The organism is Bacillus sp. UNC125MFCrub1.1 (assembly GCF_000701305.1).
Classification (GTDB): Bacteria; Bacillota; Bacilli; order Bacillales; family Bacillaceae; genus Bacillus; species Bacillus altitudinis.
In genome coordinates this window covers 202,531-224,939 of sequence record NZ_JNIG01000011.1, presented here as the reverse complement: position 1 = coordinate 224,939, position 22,409 = coordinate 202,531, and the positions used below count along the sequence as shown (strand labels likewise).

The 22,409-nt window shown below is 39.2% G+C and carries 28 protein-coding genes and 1 pseudogene; 22 read left to right on the top strand and 7 right to left on the bottom strand.

Annotated features, from left to right (window positions below):
• Position 1: 1 nt before the first annotated feature.
• Together N521_RS08590 and N521_RS08585 are read right to left on the bottom strand one after the other, a co-directional pair.
• Positions 2-1,540, bottom strand: a complete 1,539-nt coding sequence (locus tag N521_RS08590; RefSeq protein WP_225310443.1) for a hypothetical protein — start codon at positions 1,538-1,540, stop codon at positions 2-4.
• A 299-nt stretch (positions 1,541-1,839) separates the two neighbouring features.
• A complete protein-coding gene (locus tag N521_RS08585; RefSeq protein ID WP_017358050.1) occupies positions 1,840-2,166 on the bottom strand; it encodes an uberolysin/carnocyclin family circular bacteriocin in 327 nt (108 codons plus the stop codon).
• Between the two features lie 288 nt (positions 2,167-2,454).
• Here N521_RS08585 and N521_RS08580 point away from each other — a divergent pair, with 288 nt between their 5' ends.
• From N521_RS08580 to N521_RS19565, 12 genes are all read left to right on the top strand, one after another.
• Complete coding sequence (locus tag N521_RS08580; protein ID WP_420359193.1) at positions 2,455-3,057, top strand: GNAT family N-acetyltransferase; 603 nt, start codon at positions 2,455-2,457, stop codon at positions 3,055-3,057.
• Positions 3,011-3,565 (top strand): hypothetical protein, encoded by a 555-nt coding sequence (locus N521_RS08575; protein ID WP_035390889.1) that lies wholly within the window; start codon positions 3,011-3,013, stop codon positions 3,563-3,565. The genes N521_RS08580 and N521_RS08575 overlap by 47 nt, the downstream gene beginning before the upstream one ends.
• 154 nt (positions 3,566-3,719) lie before the next feature.
• A complete protein-coding gene (locus N521_RS08570; protein WP_035390886.1) occupies positions 3,720-5,132 on the top strand; it encodes a polysaccharide deacetylase family protein in 1,413 nt (470 codons plus the stop codon).
• A gap of 102 nt (positions 5,133-5,234) precedes the next feature.
• On the top strand, positions 5,235-5,462 hold the full coding sequence (locus N521_RS08565) for a hypothetical protein (RefSeq protein WP_035390884.1): 228 nt from the start codon (positions 5,235-5,237) through the stop codon (positions 5,460-5,462).
• Between the two features lie 225 nt (positions 5,463-5,687).
• Entirely contained in the window at positions 5,688-6,116 is a 429-nt protein-coding gene (locus tag N521_RS08560) for an NUDIX hydrolase (protein WP_035390882.1), read from the top strand.
• Between the two features lie 20 nt (positions 6,117-6,136).
• Positions 6,137-6,547 (top strand): Imm1 family immunity protein, encoded by a 411-nt coding sequence (locus N521_RS08555; RefSeq protein WP_035390881.1) that lies wholly within the window; start codon positions 6,137-6,139, stop codon positions 6,545-6,547.
• Positions 6,548-6,577: 30 nt separating this feature from the next.
• A complete protein-coding gene (locus N521_RS08550) occupies positions 6,578-6,850 on the top strand; it encodes a DUF3986 family protein (RefSeq protein ID WP_035390879.1) in 273 nt (90 codons plus the stop codon).
• Positions 6,851-7,108: 258 nt separating this feature from the next.
• The gene (locus N521_RS08545; protein ID WP_017358041.1) at positions 7,109-7,945 is read left to right on the top strand and encodes a transketolase; all 837 of its coding nucleotides are present in this window, start codon (positions 7,109-7,111) and stop codon (positions 7,943-7,945) included.
• Positions 7,942-8,901: a transketolase family protein gene (locus N521_RS08540; RefSeq protein ID WP_017358040.1), complete on the top strand. Its 960-nt coding sequence runs from the start codon at positions 7,942-7,944 to the stop codon at positions 8,899-8,901. Before N521_RS08545 ends, N521_RS08540 begins: the two co-directional genes overlap by 4 nt.
• 16 nt (positions 8,902-8,917) lie before the next feature.
• A complete protein-coding gene (locus N521_RS08535) occupies positions 8,918-9,676 on the top strand; it encodes an SDR family NAD(P)-dependent oxidoreductase (RefSeq protein ID WP_035390877.1) in 759 nt (252 codons plus the stop codon).
• Positions 9,677-9,853: 177 nt separating this feature from the next.
• The gene (locus N521_RS08530; RefSeq protein WP_017358038.1) at positions 9,854-11,194 is read left to right on the top strand and encodes an MFS transporter; all 1,341 of its coding nucleotides are present in this window, start codon (positions 9,854-9,856) and stop codon (positions 11,192-11,194) included.
• A gap of 128 nt (positions 11,195-11,322) precedes the next feature.
• Positions 11,323-11,463 (top strand): GapA-binding peptide SR1P, encoded by a 141-nt coding sequence (locus tag N521_RS19565; protein WP_017358037.1) that lies wholly within the window; start codon positions 11,323-11,325, stop codon positions 11,461-11,463.
• Between the two features lie 110 nt (positions 11,464-11,573).
• On the opposite strand, the gene N521_RS08525 is transcribed toward N521_RS19565, so the two are convergent.
• The 4 genes and pseudogenes from N521_RS08525 to sigK all read right to left on the bottom strand — a co-directional run bounded on the left by N521_RS08525 (position 11,574) and on the right by sigK (position 14,563).
• Positions 11,574-12,275: a FadR/GntR family transcriptional regulator gene (locus N521_RS08525; protein ID WP_008342522.1), complete on the bottom strand. Its 702-nt coding sequence runs from the start codon at positions 12,273-12,275 to the stop codon at positions 11,574-11,576.
• Positions 12,276-12,499: 224 nt separating this feature from the next.
• A pseudogene (locus N521_RS19990) lies at positions 12,500-12,657 on the bottom strand (RNA polymerase subunit sigma-70); the annotation flags it as partial.
• A gap of 27 nt (positions 12,658-12,684) precedes the next feature.
• Entirely contained in the window at positions 12,685-13,344 is a 660-nt protein-coding gene (locus N521_RS08520; RefSeq protein ID WP_017358036.1) for a hypothetical protein, read from the bottom strand.
• A 490-nt stretch (positions 13,345-13,834) separates the two neighbouring features.
• Positions 13,835-14,563, bottom strand: a complete 729-nt coding sequence (gene sigK, locus N521_RS08515) for an RNA polymerase sporulation sigma factor SigK (protein WP_058014952.1) — start codon at positions 14,561-14,563, stop codon at positions 13,835-13,837.
• Between the two features lie 231 nt (positions 14,564-14,794).
• On the opposite strand from sigK, the gene N521_RS08510 reads away from it, so the two are divergent.
• The 4 genes from N521_RS08510 (at position 14,795) to N521_RS19660 (ending at position 17,850) form a co-directional block, all read left to right on the top strand.
• Entirely contained in the window at positions 14,795-15,916 is a 1,122-nt protein-coding gene (locus N521_RS08510) for a response regulator aspartate phosphatase (protein WP_035390875.1), read from the top strand.
• Positions 15,917-16,081: 165 nt separating this feature from the next.
• Complete coding sequence (locus N521_RS08505; protein WP_035390873.1) at positions 16,082-16,822, top strand: polysaccharide deacetylase family protein; 741 nt, start codon at positions 16,082-16,084, stop codon at positions 16,820-16,822.
• Positions 16,823-16,893: 71 nt separating this feature from the next.
• On the top strand, positions 16,894-17,622 hold the full coding sequence (locus N521_RS08500; protein ID WP_225310445.1) for an SGNH/GDSL hydrolase family protein: 729 nt from the start codon (positions 16,894-16,896) through the stop codon (positions 17,620-17,622).
• A gap of 78 nt (positions 17,623-17,700) precedes the next feature.
• Entirely contained in the window at positions 17,701-17,850 is a 150-nt protein-coding gene (locus N521_RS19660) for a hypothetical protein (protein ID WP_003217499.1), read from the top strand.
• A gap of 136 nt (positions 17,851-17,986) precedes the next feature.
• Here N521_RS19660 and N521_RS08495 read toward each other — a convergent pair whose 3' ends face one another.
• Positions 17,987-18,127 carry a sporulation histidine kinase inhibitor Sda gene (locus N521_RS08495; protein WP_003217327.1) on the bottom strand — a complete coding sequence of 47 codons (141 nt, stop codon included), beginning with the start codon at positions 18,125-18,127 and terminating at the stop codon, positions 17,987-17,989.
• A gap of 362 nt (positions 18,128-18,489) precedes the next feature.
• Here N521_RS08495 and N521_RS08490 point away from each other — a divergent pair, with 362 nt between their 5' ends.
• From N521_RS08490 to yqeK, 6 genes are read left to right on the top strand one after another with little or no spacing between them, the layout of a single operon-like run.
• Positions 18,490-19,011 carry a YqeG family HAD IIIA-type phosphatase gene (locus tag N521_RS08490; RefSeq protein WP_008356191.1) on the top strand — a complete coding sequence of 174 codons (522 nt, stop codon included), beginning with the start codon at positions 18,490-18,492 and terminating at the stop codon, positions 19,009-19,011.
• A gap of 2 nt (positions 19,012-19,013) precedes the next feature.
• Positions 19,014-20,114, top strand: coding sequence for a ribosome biogenesis GTPase YqeH (gene yqeH, locus N521_RS08485; protein WP_007501357.1), 1,101 nt, complete (start codon positions 19,014-19,016; stop codon positions 20,112-20,114).
• Between the two features lie 21 nt (positions 20,115-20,135).
• On the top strand, positions 20,136-20,978 hold the full coding sequence (gene aroE / locus N521_RS08480) for a shikimate dehydrogenase (RefSeq protein WP_008342509.1): 843 nt from the start codon (positions 20,136-20,138) through the stop codon (positions 20,976-20,978).
• A complete protein-coding gene (gene yhbY / locus N521_RS08475) occupies positions 20,972-21,262 on the top strand; it encodes a ribosome assembly RNA-binding protein YhbY (RefSeq protein ID WP_008342507.1) in 291 nt (96 codons plus the stop codon). Before aroE ends, yhbY begins: the two co-directional genes overlap by 7 nt.
• A gap of 13 nt (positions 21,263-21,275) precedes the next feature.
• Positions 21,276-21,845 (top strand): nicotinate-nucleotide adenylyltransferase, encoded by a 570-nt coding sequence (locus tag N521_RS08470; RefSeq protein ID WP_035390868.1) that lies wholly within the window; start codon positions 21,276-21,278, stop codon positions 21,843-21,845.
• Complete coding sequence (yqeK, locus tag N521_RS08465; RefSeq protein ID WP_035390865.1) at positions 21,835-22,398, top strand: bis(5'-nucleosyl)-tetraphosphatase (symmetrical) YqeK; 564 nt, start codon at positions 21,835-21,837, stop codon at positions 22,396-22,398. The genes N521_RS08470 and yqeK overlap by 11 nt, the downstream gene beginning before the upstream one ends.
• Positions 22,399-22,409 lie beyond the last annotated feature (11 nt).

Genomic DNA, 22,409 nt, shown 5'->3' with positions numbered 1-22,409 from the left:
TCTATTCTCCGATAGAAAATATCTTATTTTTTTCAACATACTCAATTCCTTTATAAATGGTCTTGCGGCATAATATCCAGCAAATCACTGAAACGATCGCAAAATATATAGCGAACAGCACGTTTACGAGCCCTGAGGACTGCTGCAAAATAGGGAGAAAAGAGGTCAAAATCAAATAGTACATAAAAGGCAGCACAAGAAAGTTTCTGGCAAATGCCTGACCTTTATCGATGATCTCTAGTTCCTCATTTGTTGTCCCTATTTCATGCTCATGAATAAAATTGAATTTCGTTGTGAATGGAAACAAGTAAAGCTGAATCAAAGGAAAAATGAAAAAGCCAACCCCTAATACCACCAGTTGAATGAGCATCTGAACATGAAACAGTTGATACACAGTCATGATAGATAGATTAATGAATAGTAAAAAGAGCGCTGGTATGGAAAATAAACAATAAAATAACTGGATTTTTGATAAGAAAAATTGTAAAAGAGATATTTGAGAAAGCTCGTAAAGCCAAATGTTCTTTTTTTCAGCACTTAAAGCAAAAATAGAAGGTGTCAGCATTCTCATCTCATAAGATTGATTTGCTAGTATCATAATATTGAGTGTGAATAGCAGCTGAATTTGCAAGGCTTGATGATCGATGATCGAGATCAATCCGGTAAAAACACCAATATAAAAGAAGGCTTCATATGACATGAACATATAATTAAAAAATTCTTTAGATAAGAGCCACCTTTTTTCTTTCAGCAGCTTGATGTCTTTTTGAATCAACGCATTTTGTCTAAACAGCGAACCCTGAATTTTATGCAGTACTTGAAAGTACCAATAAAATAAATCCCGAAAATGCTTTGAGCTTTGGTCTTGATCTTTTTCCGTTGGAATCCATCGAACAGGACTTCTCATGACAAGCGCACTACCTAGTATCACAACAATCAATGTAATAGGTGAATTAAAAAGGGCTTGAAATTGTAGAAAAACAGAGCCATCTGAAAATAAAGCATGATGCATTTGCTGAAGATCATGTTGATATAAAGAGATCAGCTTGTTTGAAAGAGTGATCCAAAACGAATCTTCTGCAAGCGATGAGATCGATTGAAATAGTTGCTGGAAGGTGTGATAAAAAGGGAAAATGATGTTTAATATGAGAACCCTTCCGAAAAAGAAAAAAAGCAAAGCGATGCTTGCAAAAAAGAGGACACGAATGGCCCCGATTTTTTTTACGACGATGTTATAAATATAAGCACCGAATATCTTATTGCTGATGATAAATAGGAAGATACTTGTCAGCATCACATTGACATGTTTTAACCAGAATGCCAGATCGTGTGTTTGAACAATATCATATTGAAACAAAAAATAGATCAAATAAGTGCTCAAACTCGTAAACACAAGCCAAATCAATTCTGAAAACAGAAGCGTTTGAAAAAGTTGTCTAGAGGAAACAGGTGCTAGCTGTATCAATTCTTTAAAAGGAAGAAGATGAGTTCTTCTATAAGATTCAATTCCTTTGACGATAGAAAATAAAAATAAAAACATCACAAAAGCACTTTCCCATTCTATTTGATAGACGGGGGAGTAAAGAAATGAAGATATAACGAATACAATCATGCATCCGAATATGATATCAAGAATACAAGAAAAAAATATGTACTGTTTTGAAGAAAACGACTTGAGAAATGGAATTTTTCGTATAACGTACTGAGCGATATTAGAATACTGCTGCTCCAGTCTAATGGATAGAAGTAGTGATAATAAAGGATATAACATCTTCTCACCTGCACAAAAATTTAAATAGAAGGAGAACAGAGTCTCCTTCTATTGAGTCGTTAAATAAATTACCAAGCGATAACGGCTTTACGGCCTTTTTTCTTAATTTCGTTTTTAAGGTATTGACGAATTGTCTCTTTACCAGCCGCAGCAATAAGAGAAAGACCGCCTGAACCTACAGCAGTTAAAATGGAGACAATTGTAGTGACAGCTCCACCCGCTTCAACCACATTAAGAACCACAGCGGCAACACTGCCTGGAATACCAAATTCTTTTGCTAGATCAGCAACTGGCAGTACTTGTAGCGAGAAGGAAAAAAGAGCTAGCATAAGGAATCCTACTGCTAAAGCACCAAAAAGAACATGTAGTTTGATTTCATTTCTTGTTTCTGTCATATCAAATTCCTCCCTTTTTTGTCTTTTTATTACTATTCTATCTTATGATATGTTTTTGTTCATATCAATCCTTTTTTTTCTTTTTTTTCATGAATTAGTTATAGGTTAATATAAAATAAGTGAAAAGATAAGTGAGAAAAGAATCGTTTTGGATAGGAAATATCGAGTGAACATGATCAAAATGACCTTGTTTTCACAAAAACGAAAGAGAGCCTAAAAGTCTATAAGAAATGTGCTACATGTAAATGAACCAATATTCTTTGATCAAAAGCGCCTTTCAAGATAAAATTGGAAGTATCAATTCATTCTGATGGAGGCGATTTTCTGAATATTCGATTGTTAACACCAGAAGATGCTCAAGAATATGCGAACTTGAGATTAGAAGCACTCCGATTAAATCCAGAGAGTTTTGCTATGAGTTACGAGGAAGAGAAGCTAGATACGAAGAATAAATATAAGGCTCGTTTTGCCTCTACACAATCTATGTGGACATTCGGTGCCTTTCATCAAGGTCAGCTGGTCGGCTCGGTTACACTCATACAAGAAACCTTGCAGAAATTAAAGCACCGTGCCAATGTGGTAGCGATGTATGTAACGGCTAATGGACGCGGAAAAGGAATGGGGAAGGCACTTCTGACAAAAGTACTTTCTTTTGCACGCGAAAAAAAAGACATCGAACAAATATATTTAACAGTGGTCACAACAAACGACCTAGCCAAACATCTTTACAAGTCTGTTGGATTTAAGTCGTATGCGGTAGAAGAAAAAGCACTAAAAATAAATGGTGCATATGTAGATGAGGAAAAAATGGTGCTATGTTTATCATCGTTTGGAGGGGATATAAATGAGCCAGCCAGTCATGCGTATCACATTGGCAGCCGGACCAAATAGTGAGCTGGAATCCTTTGCGCTTCGTGCAGCACTTGAAAATTTTGGCACAAAAGTCGATATGCATTGGATAGGCAGACCGAATGACCTGATTAATGTTTTATCCGGGAGGAATAGAGGCGAGACGGATTTCATTCTTTTATCCTTTCACGGAGAAGAAGGAGCGTTTCTCATGCCGGAGTTAGGAGAAGATGTATACGAAGAGGGTGAGCCGAGAGGTGCTGCTTTTGGTGCGGATGACATAAAGCGGTATGCTTCGTTAAATGGAGTCCACATTATATGTACAGGCTGTACACTAGGTGAAAAAAAGGTGGCAGAGGCTTTTTTAGAAACAGGGGCGATCTCCTATACAGCGCCCGATGACTACATTGATGGAAATGCGTCATTTATTTTTGTTCTCACCATGCTGTATGAGCTGGTGAACAACTCAAAAACAGTCAGAGCAGCTTTTGACCAGGCACGCTCTATTGATGAAGAAACAAAGTTATTCCAACTGTATATGCAAAAATAAGGGCTGAGCGATCAAGCCCTTTTTATATGTCTCTTGTAAAATATGTCGAAAATGTGACAAGTGTGTTTTTCGGAAACTAAAAAGGGGCTGCGAAAAGTCTATCCTACAAACACACGCCATTTAGACATGACGGCATCACGAGAGGAGAATCATTGTGTCAATGAAAGGGAAGGTCAGTCTCGTCCTATGTGTACTTGCGATCGTCATCGGTATCGCTGCGTTTTATCATAACCAGCAAGCAAGCGGGACAGAGAGGAAAAAAGTAGAACAAGATGCGAGCTACAAACAAGTTGAAATTGTCACACTTGTGAATGACGGGAAATTCATGAGATATGCTGTCAACTATCCGCTGTTTCATCAAGAAAAACTAGATCAGGAGATCAAAAGATTTGCAGAGACAGCGTTAGAAAAGTTTAAAACATCATTTAGTCAAGCGAGTGATGTCAATGAAGAAAAACGATACGAATTAAACATCGATTATGAGATCATTCATTATGCCAAGCAAACCGTCGCAATCAAATTCAATACATATGAAGTGAAGGGCGGAAAGCAAGGCGTCAATCAAACGAAGGTGATGAACTTTGATTTCAAGAAACAGACATTTTTATCAATCAACGATATCTTTCTATCAAAGAAGGACAATATTCAAAAATTATCCAATATGACTTTTGAGGAATTAAAAAAAGATCGAACGCTAGCTGAAAATCAGCCGCTGCTCAAACAGGGAACGTCTCCTGTGGCGAAGAACTATCAGTATTTTGCCATCAAAGATCGTTTTATTGAATTCTACTTTCTAGCAGGACAAATTGCACCAGACAATAAAGGCCCTCAAGTGCTGGCGATTAAAAAAACACTGCTTAAAGGAATGTTAAAGCCAGAATACATCAATAAAGAAAAGAACAAAAACGAGAAAAAAGAACCGATCGCAAAAAGAAAGATCGTAAAACTGCCAAAACAGCGAGTATTTAACCCACATCAAAAAGCCATCGCCATTACATTTGATGATGGACCAAATCCATCAACGACTTCAAAAATCTTAACAGCTTTAAAAGAAAACAAAGGACATGCAACATTTTTTGTATTAGGAAGCAGGGTTCAGTATTATCCCGATATGTTAAATGAAATCAGAAAGGGTGGAAATGAAATTGGAAACCATTCCTATAACCACCCTTTGCTCACAAGACTCCCTTTAAAACAAGCGGTCAAACAAGTAGAAGACACGCAGCAAATCATTGAAAAAGCGAGCGGGTTCACACCGACTCATTTTAGACCGCCATATGGCGGGACAAACGGGCAAATCAACGAAGCTCTTCACATGAAAGTGACCCTTTGGGATGTGGATCCTGAAGACTGGAAATATCGAAACAGCCAATACGTCGCGAACTACATTCTAGCCCATGTATCTAGCGGTGAAACAGTCTTAATGCACGACATCTATGACACCTCAGCAAACGCAGCCGTCACGATTATCAAAGAACTCACAAAACAGGGATATCAATTATTGACGGTATCTGAGCTTGAGCAGTGGAAGGAAGCGCGTGAGAAGAGAAATGAGCCGAATAGGTAATACCCCTTTTGGTGTGAATCTTAGTGGATTCGCATCTTTTTTTAAGCAGGTCATAAAAATAAAGGGAAAATCTGTTAAGGTGAATATGAAGGGGGACTTCAAGTGGTATTGATAAGGTTTATTAGCCTCATTATGCTGACAGTAGTTGGTTTGGCTTTTGTCATAAACAATGTACCTGGTTTGATGCTGCCTATCTATATTCTCGCGATGATCGGGCTTATGTTCTGTCTCGGTCATATTGCGCTCCATTATCTACAGCGGATCAGATATATGTTATGTGATGAGAAACAATTGAAAGAGAATCAAATAAACAAACCTCCCGCTAAATGAAGGAGGTTTTTTACTTTTCTGGTTTCGATGATTTTCTCGTTTGATTCCTTAATTGTCTCAAAAGAGAGACGATGTTCGTCAAATCCTATTAGCACAATCAGTAAGAGCATGATGATCCACGCGCTAAGCCCTCCAATCTTTCGTAACAAGGATACAGTATAATGAGAAAAGATTGATATAAACATTTCATTTTATATATTCGACAATGGGTGAAGGAGGATTCAATTGAAGCGAGTTGACGTGGTATCAGTTTTGATTTATGACATGGATGAAAATATTTTAATGGTGAAGAATGTCAAAGGTTATTGGGAGTTTCCCGGTGGTGCAGTGGAAGAAGGAGAACATCTGCAGCAAGCTGTGATCCGTGAGGTGAGAGAAGAAACAGGGTATGTGATTAAAATAAATGAACTTCATTCTGTTCGGGAAATACTCTTTCAAGATAACATGCATCACGCACTTATTTTTACGTTTTTTGGGGAAATCATCGGGGGAGAGATGAATATTTTAGATCCTGATCATGATATTGAAGAAGTAAAATGGGTAAGCACTCAAGATGCTGAAAAACTAAATCCACAGTTATTCAGCATGTTAAAATTAAATAAACAGACGCGTGCATTTTACACATTTGAAGGAAAGAGAACAAGGGATCAATAAATGAACAAGGAGAGAATGGAATGTTTTTGTATTATGGACCAACCGGTGCTCCAGTGGAAAATCCGGGAGAAGAATGGATGAAAGAAATCTTCTTCCATAAGGGTGAAGACTATTGGAAACAAGGGAATGGAGAATCTTCTATTGAAGTGGATGAAGATTGGGAAACGGAAAGTCTTGTTTTCTTTTATCATGAACCTTATGGCTTTTTTCTCATGAGATATCCAGATTTTTTGGTTCCTTTTAAAAAAGTAGAGAAGATAGAAACGATCAAGCATGTCGTTGCAGGCGCACCATTGTATGTACCTTCATGCAGCTACGTCGATCGACATCAAGCTTATGAAATCGTTCAACATTTTCTAAAAACAAAATCGGTACCTGATAGTGTTGAATGGGTGGAGTTGAGGACGATTGATTTTCAGCAAGGTCTATAAAGTTTTACGGGGAACGAGAAGGAGAATAAAATGTGTCGTTTAGATGATACCATGCATGTACATGTTGGCTATTACGAACAGGGTCTTGATGTTGAAGGGGTGTTTTTTAAGAGTTTAGAAACAGGAAAGTGGCAATTATTCTTTGACCATACATGGTATGAGATAACGCTTTTAAAACATTATGAAAAATATGAAGATTTAGGGCTGTTGATTGGGGAGTATTCTATTGAAGATGACAAAATTGAAGAGGAAGGGAATCAGCTGTTTGAGCGTTTTTTAAAAGAAAACGGGGTAGTGAGATAAATACAGAATGTGAAACATCACTCAATGAAAATGACGAGTGATGTTTTTTTATGTTGGATACTGATTTTCTAAAATTTTGCTCTATGTAATCTAAAGAGCATCTAATACAAATCTGCATTGATTGTTTAAAAATTCAAAAAATAGATAGACAAATGCTTTCAAGAATTGTATAGTGTTCTCATAAATTACTTGTCATACAAGTGAACAAGTAACTAAGAATATAAGATTGGATTTCAAATAATAAAATGAGGTGATCCAGTGAAAGATGTAAGTTTGGCGAATTTAAAAGCAAAAGCGATTGAACTTAGACAAACGGCGATTACGATGATTTATGAAGCGCAATCGGGGCATCCTGGCGGCTCTTTATCAGCTGCTGATATCATCACGGCCCTTTATTTCAAAGAGATGAATATCGATCCCCAAAATCCTAACTGGGAAGATCGTGATCGTTTTGTTTTATCGAAAGGCCATGTTGCACCTATTCAATATGCTGCCTTAGCGCTAAAAGGTTATGTCCCTTTTGAAAACGTATACAAATTGAGACAGTACGGTTCACCGTTTCAAGGTCATCCTGATATGAAGAAATGCCCTGGAATTGATATTTCAACAGGTTCATTAGGCCAAGGACTTTCTTGTGGGGTTGGTATGGCGCTTGCGGGTAAACGGGATGAAAAAGATTATCGGGTATTTGCGATGGTAGGCGATGGCGAATGTCAAGAAGGACAAATTTGGGAAGCGGTTCAAACCGCAGTCAAATATCGTCTTGATAATTTAATTGTTTTTGTTGACAATAATCGTCTGCAAATTGATGGTTTCTGCGAGGAAATCATGCCGCTGCAAGACATAGAAATGAAGTTTGAAGTATTCGGGTTTGAAACAAAGCGAATTGACGGACATTCGATGGAAGAGATAGTCGAAACATTGAATCAAGTGAAAAACATGAAAAATGGAAAGCCGAAATGTATTGTAGCAGACACAATTAAAGGCAAAGGCGTTTCCTACATGGAAAATATCTGCTCATGGCACGGTGTTGCGCCAAATGAGAAAGAGTATGAACAGGCATTAGAAGAATTAGCAGGAGGTTTGAGATCATGAGCCAAACTGAAAAAGCGGTCATTAAGAAAAAAGCGACACGTGAAGCCTTCGGTGATGAAATTGTTAAGTTAGGAAAAGAGAATCAACATATTTACGTGATTGATATTGATATCGGAAAATCATGCAAAACAGGAGAATTCATAAAACAGCTTCCCAATCAGCATGTGAACGTTGGAATTGCCGAACAAAATGGTGCCGGGCTGGCAGCTGGTCTTGCGACAACTGGAAAAATTCCATTTGTAAGCACTTACGCAGTTTTTGGCTCGCTGCGCATGGCAGAGCAAATCCGTCAAGAAATATGCTATCCGAATTTGAATGTAAAGATTGCCTGCTCGCACGGAGGATTGACACCGGGAAATGACGGTGGAAGTCATCAAGCGATAGAAGATATGGGCGTTTTAAGAACATTTCCCAATATGACGGTCATCATGGGCTCTGATTACTATTCGACGAGAAAATTGATCAAAGAGGCAGCGAATACGTATGGCCCCATGTATTTGCGCTTTACCCGAGATGCTGTGCCGATGATTTATGATGAACATGAGGAGTTTGTGATTGGAAAAGCCAAAAAATTAAGGTCTGGCAAAGATATTGCGATCATTGCAAATGGTGATACAGTATACCTTGCTTTGGAAGCGGTTAAAAAACTAGAAGAACAAGGGATTGAAGCATCACTTTTAGATATGCATACGATCAAACCTCTAGATCGAGAGGCGGTTGTGGAGTGTCTCGATATTGGACGTATGATCACTGTAGAGGATCATAACATTTTGAACGGATTAGGCAGTGCTGTATGTGAAGTAGCAGCAGAAGAAGGTCGAGGAAAAGTCAAACGGATCGGAGTGCAAGACCGTTTTGGAGAATCTGCACCTTACGAAAAACTTTTAGAAATAAATGGAATAACAATCGAAAACATCATAAATACAGCAAAAGACATGCTGAACAATCACATTTGAAAGTAGGTTATTTACAATGTTTACATTAAACAATCAAGTAGCTATTGTAACAGGGAGCGGTTCTGAAAAAGGAATTGGCCGAACAATCGCTCTAACACTTGCTAAACAGGGTGCTGCTGTCGTGGTAGCAGATATCAATGAAGAAGGGATTCGCTTCACAGTAGAAGCCATTCAAAAAGCCGGAGGAAAAGCGTTAGGCGTAGTAGTAAATGTAACAAATAAGGAATCAATTGATCAAATGGTGGCTGTAACGCTTGAGGCGTTTGGCCGCATTGACATATTGGTGAATAATGCAGGTATTTCTCAAAAAGTAACCGTTCAGAACATGACACTTGAAGATATGACAAGAGTATTTAATGTAAATATGTTTGGTTTGTTCTTGTGTACACAAGCCGTGCTAGAACCAATGATCAAGCAGCAATATGGGCGTATTATCAACATGTCTTCTGTATCGGCTAAAAGGGGAGGAGGCGTATTTGGAGGAGCACATTATTCAGCTTCCAAAGCAGCAGTATTAGGTTTTTCTAAAAACCTTGCCCGTGAAGTAGGGAAAGATGGTATCACAGTGAATTGTGTGGCACCAGGCCTTGTGAATACGGATATTTGGAAGTCACTTCCTATCGATGAAGCCGAAAAAGTAATTGATAATATACCACTTGGCCGACCAGGTGAAACGAAAGAAATCGCAGCCGCCATTACATTTTTGGCTACTAAAGAAGCATCCTACATTACAGGAGAAGAAATCGATATCAATGGTGGTTCACATATGGACTAGTAGAAAGAAATGGAGCAGGCACATGAACATGCCTGACTCTATTTTAAATAAAAAGGAAGTAGAGTCACAGTCAAAATGATTGATGAAATGATATTTTGTAAGCGCTTAATAAAAATGTGTCATGCCATTTAGACATCTTCACGCAGTTGGACAAAGCAACTTGAAGGGGGAATCATGTTGAATCAACAAGCATTAGAAAAGTCGACGACTCGTAAAGTTACACTTCGCCTTATCCCATTTTTATCATTATGTTTTGTTATCGCTATTTTAGATCGTGTGAATATTGGATTTGCTGCTCTTCAAATGAATGAAGATTTGGGATTTTCAAATGCTGTATTTGGACTTGGGGCTGGAATATTCTTTTTAGGGTATTTTTTATTAGAAGTTCCGGGAAGTGCCATTATGGCAAAGATCGGTGCGAGTAAATGGATCAGCCGAATTATGGTGACATGGGCAATTATTGCGATTTTAATGGCTTTTGTTCAAGAACCATGGCAGTTTTATACAGCACGTTTCTTATTGGGTGCGGCAGAAGCTAGCTTTTATCCATGTATGGTGTTTTATTTGAGCGGTTTTTATCAAACCAAACATCATGCCAAAGCCATTGCTGGATTTATGCTGGCGATTCCGGGAGCGAATGCCCTAGGTGCACCACTTTCTACATTTCTATTAGGTGTTGATTGGCTGGATATGTCTGGATGGCAGTGGCTGTTTATTTTAGAAGCGATTCCAGCACTCATTCTTGGAGTAATTGCATTCTTTTATTTGGATGACAAACTTGAAGATGTAAAATGGCTGAATCAAGATGAAAAAGAGTGGCTAATTCATGTCACAACAAAAGAAAAGCTTGAAAAAGAACAGGTCAAGCGATATACATTCACTCAAGCTTTAAAAGATCGAGATGTACTCATTTTATCGGCAGGCTATTTCTGCTGGATGGTTGGGTTTTACGGCATCAATATGTTTTTGCCGACAATCTCTAAAGGATTATCTGACACCATTTCCTTAAGTACGCAGGGAATGGGCTGGCTGTTAGGTTTCATGTATACCGTCGCTATCATTGTAATGGTGCTGGTCGGGAATCATTCTGACAAGAAAAACGAGAGGCGATGGCATGTATCTGCCTGCTTAACTGTCAGTGCGATGGCCATGATCATTAGCAGTTATATAGCAAATTCCAGTGTGATCTTATCCTTTGTGTTTTTAACCATTGCCTTGTGCGGAGCCTTTGGTGCTTATTCTCCATTTTGGGCCATTCCCCCTTCTTTTCTAACAGGAGCAGCCGCCGGTGGAGCGATCGCACTAATCAACAGTATTGGCAATCTTGGCGGTTTCTTTGGGCCATATATAGTCGGGTACATTAAGGATGTCACAGGTTCTTTTCACATCAGTATGATTTTTTTAGGTGTTAGTATGATACTGGCTTCTTTTATTATTGTGTTTTTAGTTAAACAGTCAGGAAAAGCACTAGTTGTAAAAGCAAGTACAGAAAAATCCAGTATAGAAAAGTCTATTTAAACGAGGGTCATAAAAAAACTATGATGGAAGTAGTAAGGGGAAATATTGTGGTGATTTAGCTGTCAGGAGAAGTTCTGAAAGAAAACGAGACAATACATGAGGATAAAACGATTGGAGCTGAAATTTTCATGGAAAAAGAGACAAATGTACCACAAAATACGATCGTTTGCCGGGAATGTGGAGAAATCATTGACATCGCTTATGGCTCTGAAGGGGTTAAAGTCTTATACGGAATATGCGAAGGGTGCCGAGCATCGGAAAATAAATGAACTTAAAAAGACAAAGACGCATAACAGCAAGGCTTCTACTTGTTGTATGCGTCTTATTTTTCGATTAAATAAAAAGAAGCTTCTCATATCGTATTTGGAAGTGGAAGATCCTAGCTTTTCCAATATCGATCATATAGGTTTTGCATGTGGGCAGTCATACGTTTCACAGCTTCTGCTGCGTTCCGTTCTTCGAGTGCTTCTATAATCAGTTTATGCTCCTGAAAGTTGACCTCACGATAGTCAGAACGGGTAACGGTTCGATCACGTATAAACCTCCACATTTCCTGCTGCTTCATAGCGTTCGTAATGGAAGACATAAAGGTAATGAATAAATCATTATGTGACGCTTTTGCAATTCCCATATGTAGCTGCTCGTCAGTTGCCGGGACGTATACACCTGAATGTGTTTCTTCTTCCATTTTTTTGATGGTTTGTTTCAGTTCTAAAATATCTTCGTCAGTCGCTCTCAAAGCCGCAAAATGAATAATTAAAGGCTCGATATGCATTCTAGCTTCCACGATATCCTCAGGTGATGCCGATTTCATAGAGATGGACCCTTCATTGTGTATGGTCGTACTCTTAACGAAGACACCTTCTCCTTGACGTGAATAAATAATACCATTCATTTCTAGTGCACTGAGGGCTTGTCTAACAGGTGCGCGGCTGACACCAAATTGTTCGCATAATTCCCTTTCTGAAGGAAGTTTATCTCCTATTTGAAAAGAGCCTAACTGTATTTCAGAAAGGATCTGATTATAAATTTGTATGTATAATTTTTTATTGGAAACAGGATTGAATGTAATAGAAATCACCCCTCTTTATTTGTCATACAAGTATATTAATTATATACTTTTCAGATTTGAAGGGCAAAAAAATATACCGAAACCATTTTTAAAATTAAAAGATAATTCATAAATGGTAAGAGCCTAAACAAATAAAAACAGACCTTATAAGGCCTGTTCTGTTGCAAAATGTTTTCTATTAAAATTCCCTGCTCAATTCGCCTTCTCTTTCTTTAACTTCAAACCGGACCGGTCATGTAGAGCTGAATGGTATCAGTCACATCTTCATTTTCAGATGGTAAGAAGGCAATTAATGAAATTTCGTTTCCTTCTTTATCCTGACCGATGGGGTCATGCAGAGAGACGTCTTTTTTGTTTTTTTAAGTGCGCGTAAATGCATCAGGATTTCATTATTAAAGTCAAAAGGGGGGTGCAGAATTTAAAAATCGAATTTAACTTTTGCCCCATCATGCAATAATTCAGGTTCGTCATTTAGATAGACATCACTTAAGTGAAGTGTGATTGAATTCAAATCCGAAACATCATCTACCAGTAAAGGAACTACAACCATACCTTCATTTTCGACTTTACCATACAAAGAACCAACACCTGTATCCGTAGTCAAATTAGTCTTATAGACTTCAATTTGTTTCTTTGTATTAGTGGTAATAATATCAACACCAGAAAACAAAACATCTTTATCGGAAGTGTTTTCAGTCGTATAAGTGATTTGTATTCTATGGTATTTATCTTTTTCAAAATTATTATAAGAAAGAAGCTCTTTATCTTGTTCACCTAAATTACTGTATTCAAATACTTTAACATCGTGTATTTTCATCTTAATAGGACTTAAATCTATTTCTTTTTGTTTGTTATTTATCTTTTTCAAAGTTAGTGTTGAACCATTTTTATCTTTATCCCATTGGCCAATTTCGGTTAGAAGTCCTGATGTTGGTTTATCCTCTTTTTGTGCTGATTCTTTTGAAGCCTCTTTGCTCGTTTCTTCTTTTTTTGCTGGATCAGTTGAACTGTTAGTGTTACCGCAAGCAGTTAGAACTGCCATAAAGCATAAGAATAAAATTAGTTTAGCTTTTTTCATTAGTCTGCACCCTTCTATATACACATTTTAGTAATACAGGAAACATTATAATATAAAAAATATTAAATTGATGATTTTCGACAAAATAAGACAAAATAATTCATGACTTATAGCATGGGTTTAAAGTCACGAAACGTTCGGTGGTGAATTCGTATGTAACATTAAAAAGTGCTGATATTTCATTTGTGAAATTATTATAAGTCTGAATAGCTATTATTTTTCTAAACATAAAAGTTGAAATACAAAACTTATATGCAATCCGTTTGTCCTTCATTTTCCACAATTCTCTAAACAGTGGGGTGTAATCAGTTGATTTCCTTCATGTCTAAGTGCATGACCCAAAATTCATCACCAAAATCTTGCCATTGTTCTTGAGGGCTAAGGCGGCAGCTATTATCAAAAGAAATGCAGCGAGACAGTAGCTTAGTGCCGAAATAAAAAACAGACCTAATAAGGTCTGTTTTTGTTAGAAGTTAGGGGAAGTTCATTTTCACTTCCCCTTCTCCCGTTTCCGTTTCTCCTTCTCTGCCCGGTAAAACTCATGAAACATCTTCATCAGCGCCCGCTTCTCAATACGGGATACATAGCTCCGCGATATCCCGAGCTCCTTGGCTATTTCCCGCTGCGTTTTCTCTTTCTTTAAGTCCAAACCGAACCGGCCGACGATGACTTCTTTTTCCCGGCCGTCGAGAATGTCGATATATTCTTTTACTTTTTCAAGCTCCATGTTGAGCTGAATGGTATCAATCACGTCCTCATTTTCTGATTTTAAGACGTCAATTAATGAAATTTCATTTCCTTCTTTATCCTGACCGATGGGGTCATGCAGAGAGACGTCTTTTTTTGTTTTTTTGAGTGCGCGTAAATGCATGAGGATTTCGTTCTCAATACACCGCGCAGCATATGTTGCCAGCTTTGTTCCTTTTCCAGAGGAATAGCTTTCGATGGCTTTAATGAGTCCGATCGTCCCGATGGAGATGAGGTCTTCAGCGTCTTCCCCGGTATTTTCAAATTTCTTGACAATATGGGCGACGAGCCGAAGATTATGTTCAATCAGCATGTTTCTTGCGTGTTCATCGCCCTCTGCCATAAGGGCTAAGTATTTTTTTTCATCATCTCCCGAAAGGGGTTGTGGAAAGGCATTGTTTTTAACATAGGACACTAAAAACACCAATTCTTTGACCATCAATCCCATCGCTGTAAATACTCCTGCCACGATTTTCACCTCCACCATGTTTAGGCCGTTGCCTATATCCTCAAATGTATGTGAAGGAAGGATTGTCTGTGTCTGTACGATGAAAAAATCATCTTATTTGAAAGAAACGTGCTTCTGTGCGTATGTTTTTGCTGCACCTCTCATATGTTTGCGGTTTCTTTGCGGTGCTTGGCGGTCTAGAAGCGTGCTAAAATATGTAATATTAGACCGAAAAGGAAGGGGTTTTTTCGGAACATGGGGAAGGTTCTTTCTTCACATGTCGGTATGAAAATTAATGAATGGTATCGAATGATACGGCAGTTCAGTGTTCCAGATGCGGAAATCTTGAAAGCGGAAGTAGAAGCGGAAATTGAACGTATGGAAGAGGACCAGCATTTACTGATTTATTATCAGCTCATGTGTTTTCGGCACCAAATTATGCTCGACTATATACACCCTTCAAAATATCAACCTTTCTCAGTATCTAACCTTGTCGATAAAATCGAAAATTCCAATCATGAGTTATCTGATATGCTGCATTATTACCATGCATTTTTTCGTGGCATGCATGAGTTTAGTCAAAAAGAATATTTGGAGGCCGTCAAATATTATCGCATGGCAGAAAAACAGCTGTCTATGGTATTTGATGATATTGAGCAGGCCGAGTTTCATTTTAAGGTAGCAGAAGCCTACTATATAATGAAACAAACGCATGTCTCCATGCACCATATTTTAAAAGCGCTTGAAATATACGATCAGCATGATGCATATGCCATTCGCATTATTCAGTGCCTCTTTGTCATCTCGGGAAATTATCAAGATTTAAAACGTAAAGATCGAGCACTGCCTCACTTGAAAAAGGCGAAACAACTCGCATCCGAAATTGACCACCCGCGCATTTATAGCTCAGCACTCTATAATTTAGGGAAATGTTACGGGGAGTTAGGTTATCGAGAAGAAGCAGAACGATATTTAACCGAATCGGCTGACCTCGCCAAAAAAGAGCTGCTTCCCACGCTGCCTCATACACTTTATACACTGGCCAAGCTGCTTTTTAGACAAAATGAGAAGACCGAAGCAAGGCGCATATTAGAGGATGGGAAATTGGCCGCAAAGAAGCATGAAGACCAGCTGTTCTGTCATATGTTTGAGTATCTGGATGCTTTATATGTTCAGGAAATCAATGAAGAACAACTGCAAAAAACCATTGATTATTTGGAAAAACTTAGCCTATACTCTTATATAGAGGATATCTCACTAGAAATTGCGACAGCCTTAGAAACCTCTCAACAATACCAGAAGTCCAACCAGTATTATCAAAAATTGCTATGGGCTCAAAATCAAATCCAAGAAGGAGAGTGTCTGTATGAATTCTAAGCAACGTTCGACAGTTGAAGAGAGAAACCAAACGTGAGACAAAAAGCGGGCCTGATGGGCCGGCTTTTTTATGTGAAAAAGAAGCGTAGACGATCACGAAACTTGAATGAATTCATCAGAAAGCGGGCAATTTAATGTGTAATGATGTTCTGTGGAGGCGGTCTGATGAAAGGGTTGCATATCTTGTTATGTATATTGGTAATATGCGCTTTTGTTCCTGGTAACATAGAGGCGCGTACATTAAAAAGAATCGACCTAGAAAAAACAGGACGAGCCTTTTGGGACATGAGAGAGGAACGGAAAAAGATTGCGTTAACCTTTGATGATGGGCCTCATCCGGTATACACAAATCAAATACTAGATGTACTGAGAGAGCATGAAGTGAATGCCAGCTTTTTTGTCATCGGAAGCCGTATTCATGCATATCCCCTGCTCGCAGAGCGGATTGTGAGCGAAGGAAATGAGCTTGGCAATCACACGATGAACCATACGTATTTTGACCTTTTGTCATCGAAAGAAATCAAGCAAGAATTAAAAGAATCAGCGGCTCATATCGCTTCTCTCCAGCCTGGAGGACCCTTATTATTTCGTCCTCCGGGCGGGCGTTTGACGATGAAGTCATTCCGCATTCTTTCTAAGCAAGGATACGATGTCGTGATGTGGTCCTTTACGCAAGATCCGAAGGACTGGTCTAGGCCAGGTACACACAAAATTGCCAGCCGTATTATTGAGAATATTCAGGGCGGTGATATCATCCTTTTACATGATGGCGGAGGAAATCGTAAGCAGACAGTAGAAGCGCTGAAACAAGTCGTACCTGAACTAAAGAAAAGGGGCTATGAGTTTGTGAAAGTAAGCGAACTGGTGCACCATAACAGAGATTATCTGCCGGTTCAATTACAATAAGAAACAGTCATTCATTGAAACCAAAAGTCTTGTCGTTTACTATATGAAGAGGGCTTTTGGAGGTGAATGTTGTGAAGAAATTTGTTTTCCTTTTCATCCTGTTATGTGTTGCTGCTGGGTGCTCGAAGCAGGCGCAGGAAAGTGTGATTGCATTTGGTGACAGTAACACAAGAGGATCGAACTGGGATTTTCGAGATTATCCCACATCTGAAAAATGGGTGAATCTCATGAAAAACGTCGAGCGCGGCCAAATCAAGGTACAGAATGCCGGGATTGGCGGGCAGACAACAGAAGATGCGAAGCTGCGCTTTGAGCAGGATATTTTAAAACAAAAACCAACTTACGTCCTCATCATGTTCGGTACAAATGATGCGGCGATTCTAGACGGGAAACATCCCCGTGTGACCAAAAAACGATTTAAAGAAAACTTATCCTACTTCATTTCTGAAAGTAGGAAAGAGGGAATTACCCCGATCCTCATGACGTGCGTGCCTGTGGTGGAAGGAGGCAAAAAGGGCTTGTATTATTATTCTAGATATAAGTCATCTTATTTTGCTGAGAGAGGCGGGGCGAGAGCTTGGCAAAACTCATACAATGACATCACAAGACAAGTAGCTGAAAAACAGCAAGTGCCGCTTGTCGACAATTGGAAAGCGTTCATCCGAGAAGCGGGTGAAGATAGTGACAACGCCTTGATTCAGTCTGGCCTCATTGACCCTTCTGGCAATCATATGACACCAAAAGGGGCAAGAATCATTTATAACGAAATCAAAGAGCGTGATGTCATTAAACATTTTTAAATGCAGGCCATCTGCCTAAACAAGACGATCCATCCAGCATAGTCTAACAGTATATCTTCTTAGAAGGAGGTAACTGATATGTGGGGATGTCCTTATCCTTACCCTGCGTGTTCGCCTTATCCAGCTCAAGGAGCAGGAATCGGTTACGCTTTTCTTGTTGTGTTCCTTGTCGTCATTTTGGTCGTAGGTGGAGGGTTATGGTTTTGGAATGAACAGCCTTGCAAATAAGACACCTCTTCTTTGATCAGAAGGGGTGTTTTTTACGGAAAATAGTAGTAAGCCTATAGCGCAAGTGATATAATATCAGTCACCTGAGTTTAAAAAAGGAGAGTGCTCGGGAGGCATGGTTCCTGGATATATGGAATTAAGAGGAAACAGAGAGCATATGCCCGAGCGAACGTCTTTTCATTTCTGTCTCAATTAATTCAATGAAGTCGCGATTTAAGTTCATTTCATTTGCTTTATAATACGATTCTATAAGTAAATCATCTGACAGCTTTTTCATACTAGAAACCCATATGATGGGAAAAACACCTCCCCTGAAAAAGTTGGCATAAAACTTGAGGAAAAGACATATCATCATAGGTTGATCGAATGTCTTTGAAGTACCTTTAATCTACCATGAATGGGAAACAAGAACAATCGTTCTGTTATCCACATGGTTAAGTGGATAACTTGTGGGTAGAGTGTTTATAATTGAATGAAAGCATGATGAAATATAGGTGGATAATGTGTGTAAAATTATCCACACCTGTTGAAGGTCCTCATCATATGTCGAAAACTTTTTCATTGTATTCGATAGACAGACAAATTGTGATTTGATTCGACACAATCGCTGAAAAACCAATGGAAGAAAGGGTGCAAATTGTGCTAAAGAAGTATTTCTTACCGGATGAATTTGTGAAAAGTATTTTCCACATTTCGCCGCAAAAACTAAAAGAACGAAATGTAAAAGGAATTATTACGGATTTAGATAACACACTAGTAGAATGGGATCGTCCAAGTGCGACCCCGCGTTTAATTGAATGGTTTCAAGAGATGAAAGATCACGGGATACAGGTGACGATTGTATCGAACAATAATGAAAAAAGGGTCAAGCTTTTTTCTGAGCCGGTTCATATCCCGTTTATTTATAAAGCGAGAAAACCGATGGGAAGAGCCTTTAATAAGGCCGTCGCTGATATGCAATTGAAGAAAGAAGATGTGGTTGTCATTGGCGATCAGCTTATGACAGATGTGCTTGGCGGAAACAGGCATGGCTTCCATACCATTTTGGTTGTACCTGTTGCGGCATCGGACGGATTTTTCACGAAGTTTAACAGGCAGATTGAACGTAGAATTTTAGGAGCCTTAAAGCGTAAGGGCCACATTCAGTGGGAGGAAGAGTAATAATGGAAAAGGTTGTTTGTATTGGCTGCGGTGTAGCCATTCAGACGGAAGATAAAGATCAATTAGGATATGCGCCGGCAGCATCTCTATTGAAAGAAGATGTGATCTGTCAGCGCTGTTTTAGGTTAAAGAACTACAATGAAATTCAGGATGTGTCTTTAACAGAAGACGACTTTTTAAATATTTTACACAGCATTGGCGAGACTGATTCTCTGATCGTCAAGGTCGTTGATATTTTTGACTTTAACGGAAGCTGGATTAATGGACTGAGCCGTATTGTTGGTGGTAATCCCATTTTACTTGTCGGCAACAAGGTAGATATTTTACCGAAATCCGTGAAAAAAGACCGTCTTGTTCAATGGATGAAGCGGGAAGCAAAAGAAAATGGGCTCAATCCGATTGATGTGTTTTTAATCAGTGCGAGCAGAGGACAAGGTGTGCCTGAGGTTATGGAGGCCATTGATCATTACCGTGAGGGCAGAAATGTCTATGTTGTCGGCTGTACAAATGTTGGGAAATCAACATTTATTAACCGCATTATCAAAGAGGTGTCTGGAGAAGAGAATGTGATCACCACATCCCAATACCCAGGGACAACACTTGATGCGATTGAAATCCCGCTTGATGACGGGTCTGCTTTATTCGATACACCGGGGATCATCAACCGCCATCAAATGGCGCACTATGTCGGCAAAAATGACTTAAAGATTTTAACGCCGAAAAAAGAATTGAAACCGAGAACGTTCCAGTTAAATGAAGCTCAAACGCTTTACTTTGGCGGACTGGCTCGATTTGATTATGTAAAAGGCGGCAGAACATCCTTTGTCTGCTACATGCCAAATGAACTCAACATTCATAGGACGAAGATGGAGAATGCAGATGACTTATATGAAAAGCATGCAGGTGAGCTGCTTTCACCGCCATCAAAAGAGGGAATGGAAGATTTCCCGCCGCTCGTTCCGCACACTTTCACCATCGATCAGCCAAAAATGGACATTGTCTTTTCAGGATTAGGCTGGGTGACTGCAAATGATGCTGGGAAACAAATCAAAGTGTATGCGCCAAAAGGCGTGCACGTGTTTATGAGACGTTCGTTAATTTAAATGTTCAGAGGGGGAGAGACCTTGAAACCTTTATACGGAGTAATCGGTAACCCTGTTGGCCATTCAATGTCTCCGGATATTCATAATGCAGCATTAAAGGATGCTGGAATTGATGGACATTATCATGGCTTTCAAGTAGAAAATGATGACCTGAAAGATGCGATTAGCGGCATGAAAGCGTTAGGAATCAGCGGCATTAACGTCACTGTTCCGCACAAGGTAGAAATCATGAAATACCTCGACAAAATTGATGTGACAGCTGAACGCCTTGGTGCCGTCAATACGGTGCGTCTCGAAGGAGATCAGCTCGTTGGGTACAATACAGATGGAGAAGGCTTTCTTCATTCATTGCTTGAAGCGTTGGATCAGCCGTTATCAGAGCTGTCATTTCTCCTGCTTGGTGCTGGTGGAGCAGCAAGAGCGATTTACACGACAATTGCTGAGTATGCACCGAAACAATTTGATATCGCCAACCGCACCATTGAAAAAGCTGAGGCTTTAATTGAAAGTGCCGATGGGAAAATCACATCTCGTGCCATTGCATTAAATACAGCAGAAGAGCGGCTTGGGGAATATGATGTCATCATCCATACGACCTCAATTGGTATGTATCCGAATGTTGAAGAAACCCCAATTTCTTTAGCGAACGCAAAAAAAACAGCGGTCGTTTGTGATATTGTGTATAATCCAATAGAAACAAAGCTGCTAAGCGAAGCAGCCGGGTTAGGTTTGAAAACAGTCGATGGCGTCGGCATGTTTGTTGGTCAGGCGGTAAGAGCCTTTGAACTGTGGACGGGCATTACACCTGACGCCCGAAAAATGAAGTCAATTGTCATAGAGAAATTAGGAGGAACACCATGTTAAAAGGTAAGCAAAAACGTTTTTTACGTGCGCAAGCACATCATTTATCACCTATTTTTCAAGTTGGAAAAGGCGGGGTAAATGACAATATGGTCAAGCAAATTTCCGAGGCGCTTGAAGCAAGAGAACTTTTAAAAGTCAGCGTATTGCAAAACTGCGATGAGGACAAAACAGAGGTTGCAAAAGCACTTGTAAAAGGTGCAAAAGCTGAACTAGTTCAAACGATCGGAAATGTGATTGTCCTTTATAAGGAATCAAAGGAAAATAAACAAATTAAGCTGCCGTAAAGGTGGATATGATATGAAAAAAATAGGATTGTTCGGCGGTACGTTTGATCCTCTGCATAATGGGCATTTGCTGATGGCAAGTGAGGTGCGTTTCCAAGTAGGGCTTGATGAAATTTGGTTTATCCCAAATCACAAGCCCCCTCATAAAACGGGCCGAAAACGAGCAGAGAGTCATCACCGCGTAAAAATGGTGGAAAAAGCGATTCAGACAAATCCTCATTTTCGAGTTGAGCTTATTGAAATGGAGCGGGAGGGCCCATCTTATACAGTAGATACGGTTGAGCTGTTGAAGAAGCGCCATCCTGAAGATGAGTTCTTTTTTATGATTGGAGCGGACATGGTCGAGTATTTGCCGAAATGGCATAGAATCGATGATTTGCTTCAGATGATCACCTTTATTGGGATGAAAAGACCAGGTTATGAAGGAAGTACGGCGTATCCTCTTTTGTTTGCAGATGTTCCGGCTTTTGATGTATCATCGACATTGATTAGGCAGCGAATGAAGCAGGGGAAACCTGTTGATTATTTGATTCCGAAAGCGGTTGAGTGTTATATAAAGGAGCATCATTTATATGAATCGTGAAGAAGCTTTAAACTGTGTCAAACAGCAGTTAACAGAGCATAGATATACACATACAATTGGGGTCATGGAGACGGCCATTTCATTAGCTGAACGTTTTGGTGCAGATGTGAAAAAAGCAGAGATCGCGGCTATTTTCCACGATTATGCTAAATTTAGACCGAAAGAAGAAATGAAGGGCATCATCCAGCAAGAACAGATGAACCCTCTATTGCTTAAATATTCACCTGAGCTTTGGCATGCCCCAGTTGGTGCCTATTTGGTCAAAAAAGAAGTTGGAATTGACGACCAAGATATTTTAACAGCCATTGAATTCCATACGTCCGGCAGACCGAACATGACATTGCTTGAAAAAGTTATTTATGTTGCCGATTATATAGAGCCAGGACGCCATTTTCCTGGTGTAGAGGAAGTAAGAGAGTTAGCAGAGCAGGATTTGGATCTTGCCTTGATTCAATCTTTAAAAAACACCGTCAGCTTTTTAATGAAAAAGAATCAGCCAGTTTTCCCAGATACACTTGCTACTTATAACTCACTTGTGCAAAAGAACAACTAAGGAGGAATTTT

Coding starts and splice junctions, on each gene's coding strand:
- N521_RS08590 (WP_225310443.1), bottom strand. CDS start 1,540: ATGTTTTTATTTTTATTTTCTATCGTCAAAGGAATTGAATCTTATAGA.
- N521_RS08585 (WP_017358050.1), bottom strand. CDS start 2,166: ATGACAGAAACAAGAAATGAAATCAAACTACATGTTCTTTTTGGTGCT.
- N521_RS08575 (WP_035390889.1), top strand. CDS start 3,011: ATGAGCCAGCCAGTCATGCGTATCACATTGGCAGCCGGACCAAATAGT.
- N521_RS08555 (WP_035390881.1), top strand. CDS start 6,137: ATGTTTTTGTATTATGGACCAACCGGTGCTCCAGTGGAAAATCCGGGA.
- N521_RS08550 (WP_035390879.1), top strand. CDS start 6,578: ATGTGTCGTTTAGATGATACCATGCATGTACATGTTGGCTATTACGAA.
- N521_RS08540 (WP_017358040.1), top strand. CDS start 7,942: ATGAGCCAAACTGAAAAAGCGGTCATTAAGAAAAAAGCGACACGTGAA.
- N521_RS08535 (WP_035390877.1), top strand. CDS start 8,918: ATGTTTACATTAAACAATCAAGTAGCTATTGTAACAGGGAGCGGTTCT.
- N521_RS19565 (WP_017358037.1), top strand. CDS start 11,323: ATGGAAAAAGAGACAAATGTACCACAAAATACGATCGTTTGCCGGGAA.
- N521_RS08520 (WP_017358036.1), bottom strand. CDS start 13,344: ATGAAAAAAGCTAAACTAATTTTATTCTTATGCTTTATGGCAGTTCTA.
- N521_RS08510 (WP_035390875.1), top strand. CDS start 14,795: ATGGGGAAGGTTCTTTCTTCACATGTCGGTATGAAAATTAATGAATGG.
- N521_RS08505 (WP_035390873.1), top strand. CDS start 16,082: ATGAAAGGGTTGCATATCTTGTTATGTATATTGGTAATATGCGCTTTT.
- N521_RS19660 (WP_003217499.1), top strand. CDS start 17,701: ATGTGGGGATGTCCTTATCCTTACCCTGCGTGTTCGCCTTATCCAGCT.
- N521_RS08495 (WP_003217327.1), bottom strand. CDS start 18,127: ATGAAAAAGCTGTCAGATGATTTACTTATAGAATCGTATTATAAAGCA.
- yqeH (WP_007501357.1), top strand. CDS start 19,014: ATGGAAAAGGTTGTTTGTATTGGCTGCGGTGTAGCCATTCAGACGGAA.
- yhbY (WP_008342507.1), top strand. CDS start 20,972: ATGTTAAAAGGTAAGCAAAAACGTTTTTTACGTGCGCAAGCACATCAT.
- N521_RS08470 (WP_035390868.1), top strand. CDS start 21,276: ATGAAAAAAATAGGATTGTTCGGCGGTACGTTTGATCCTCTGCATAAT.
- yqeK (WP_035390865.1), top strand. CDS start 21,835: ATGAATCGTGAAGAAGCTTTAAACTGTGTCAAACAGCAGTTAACAGAG.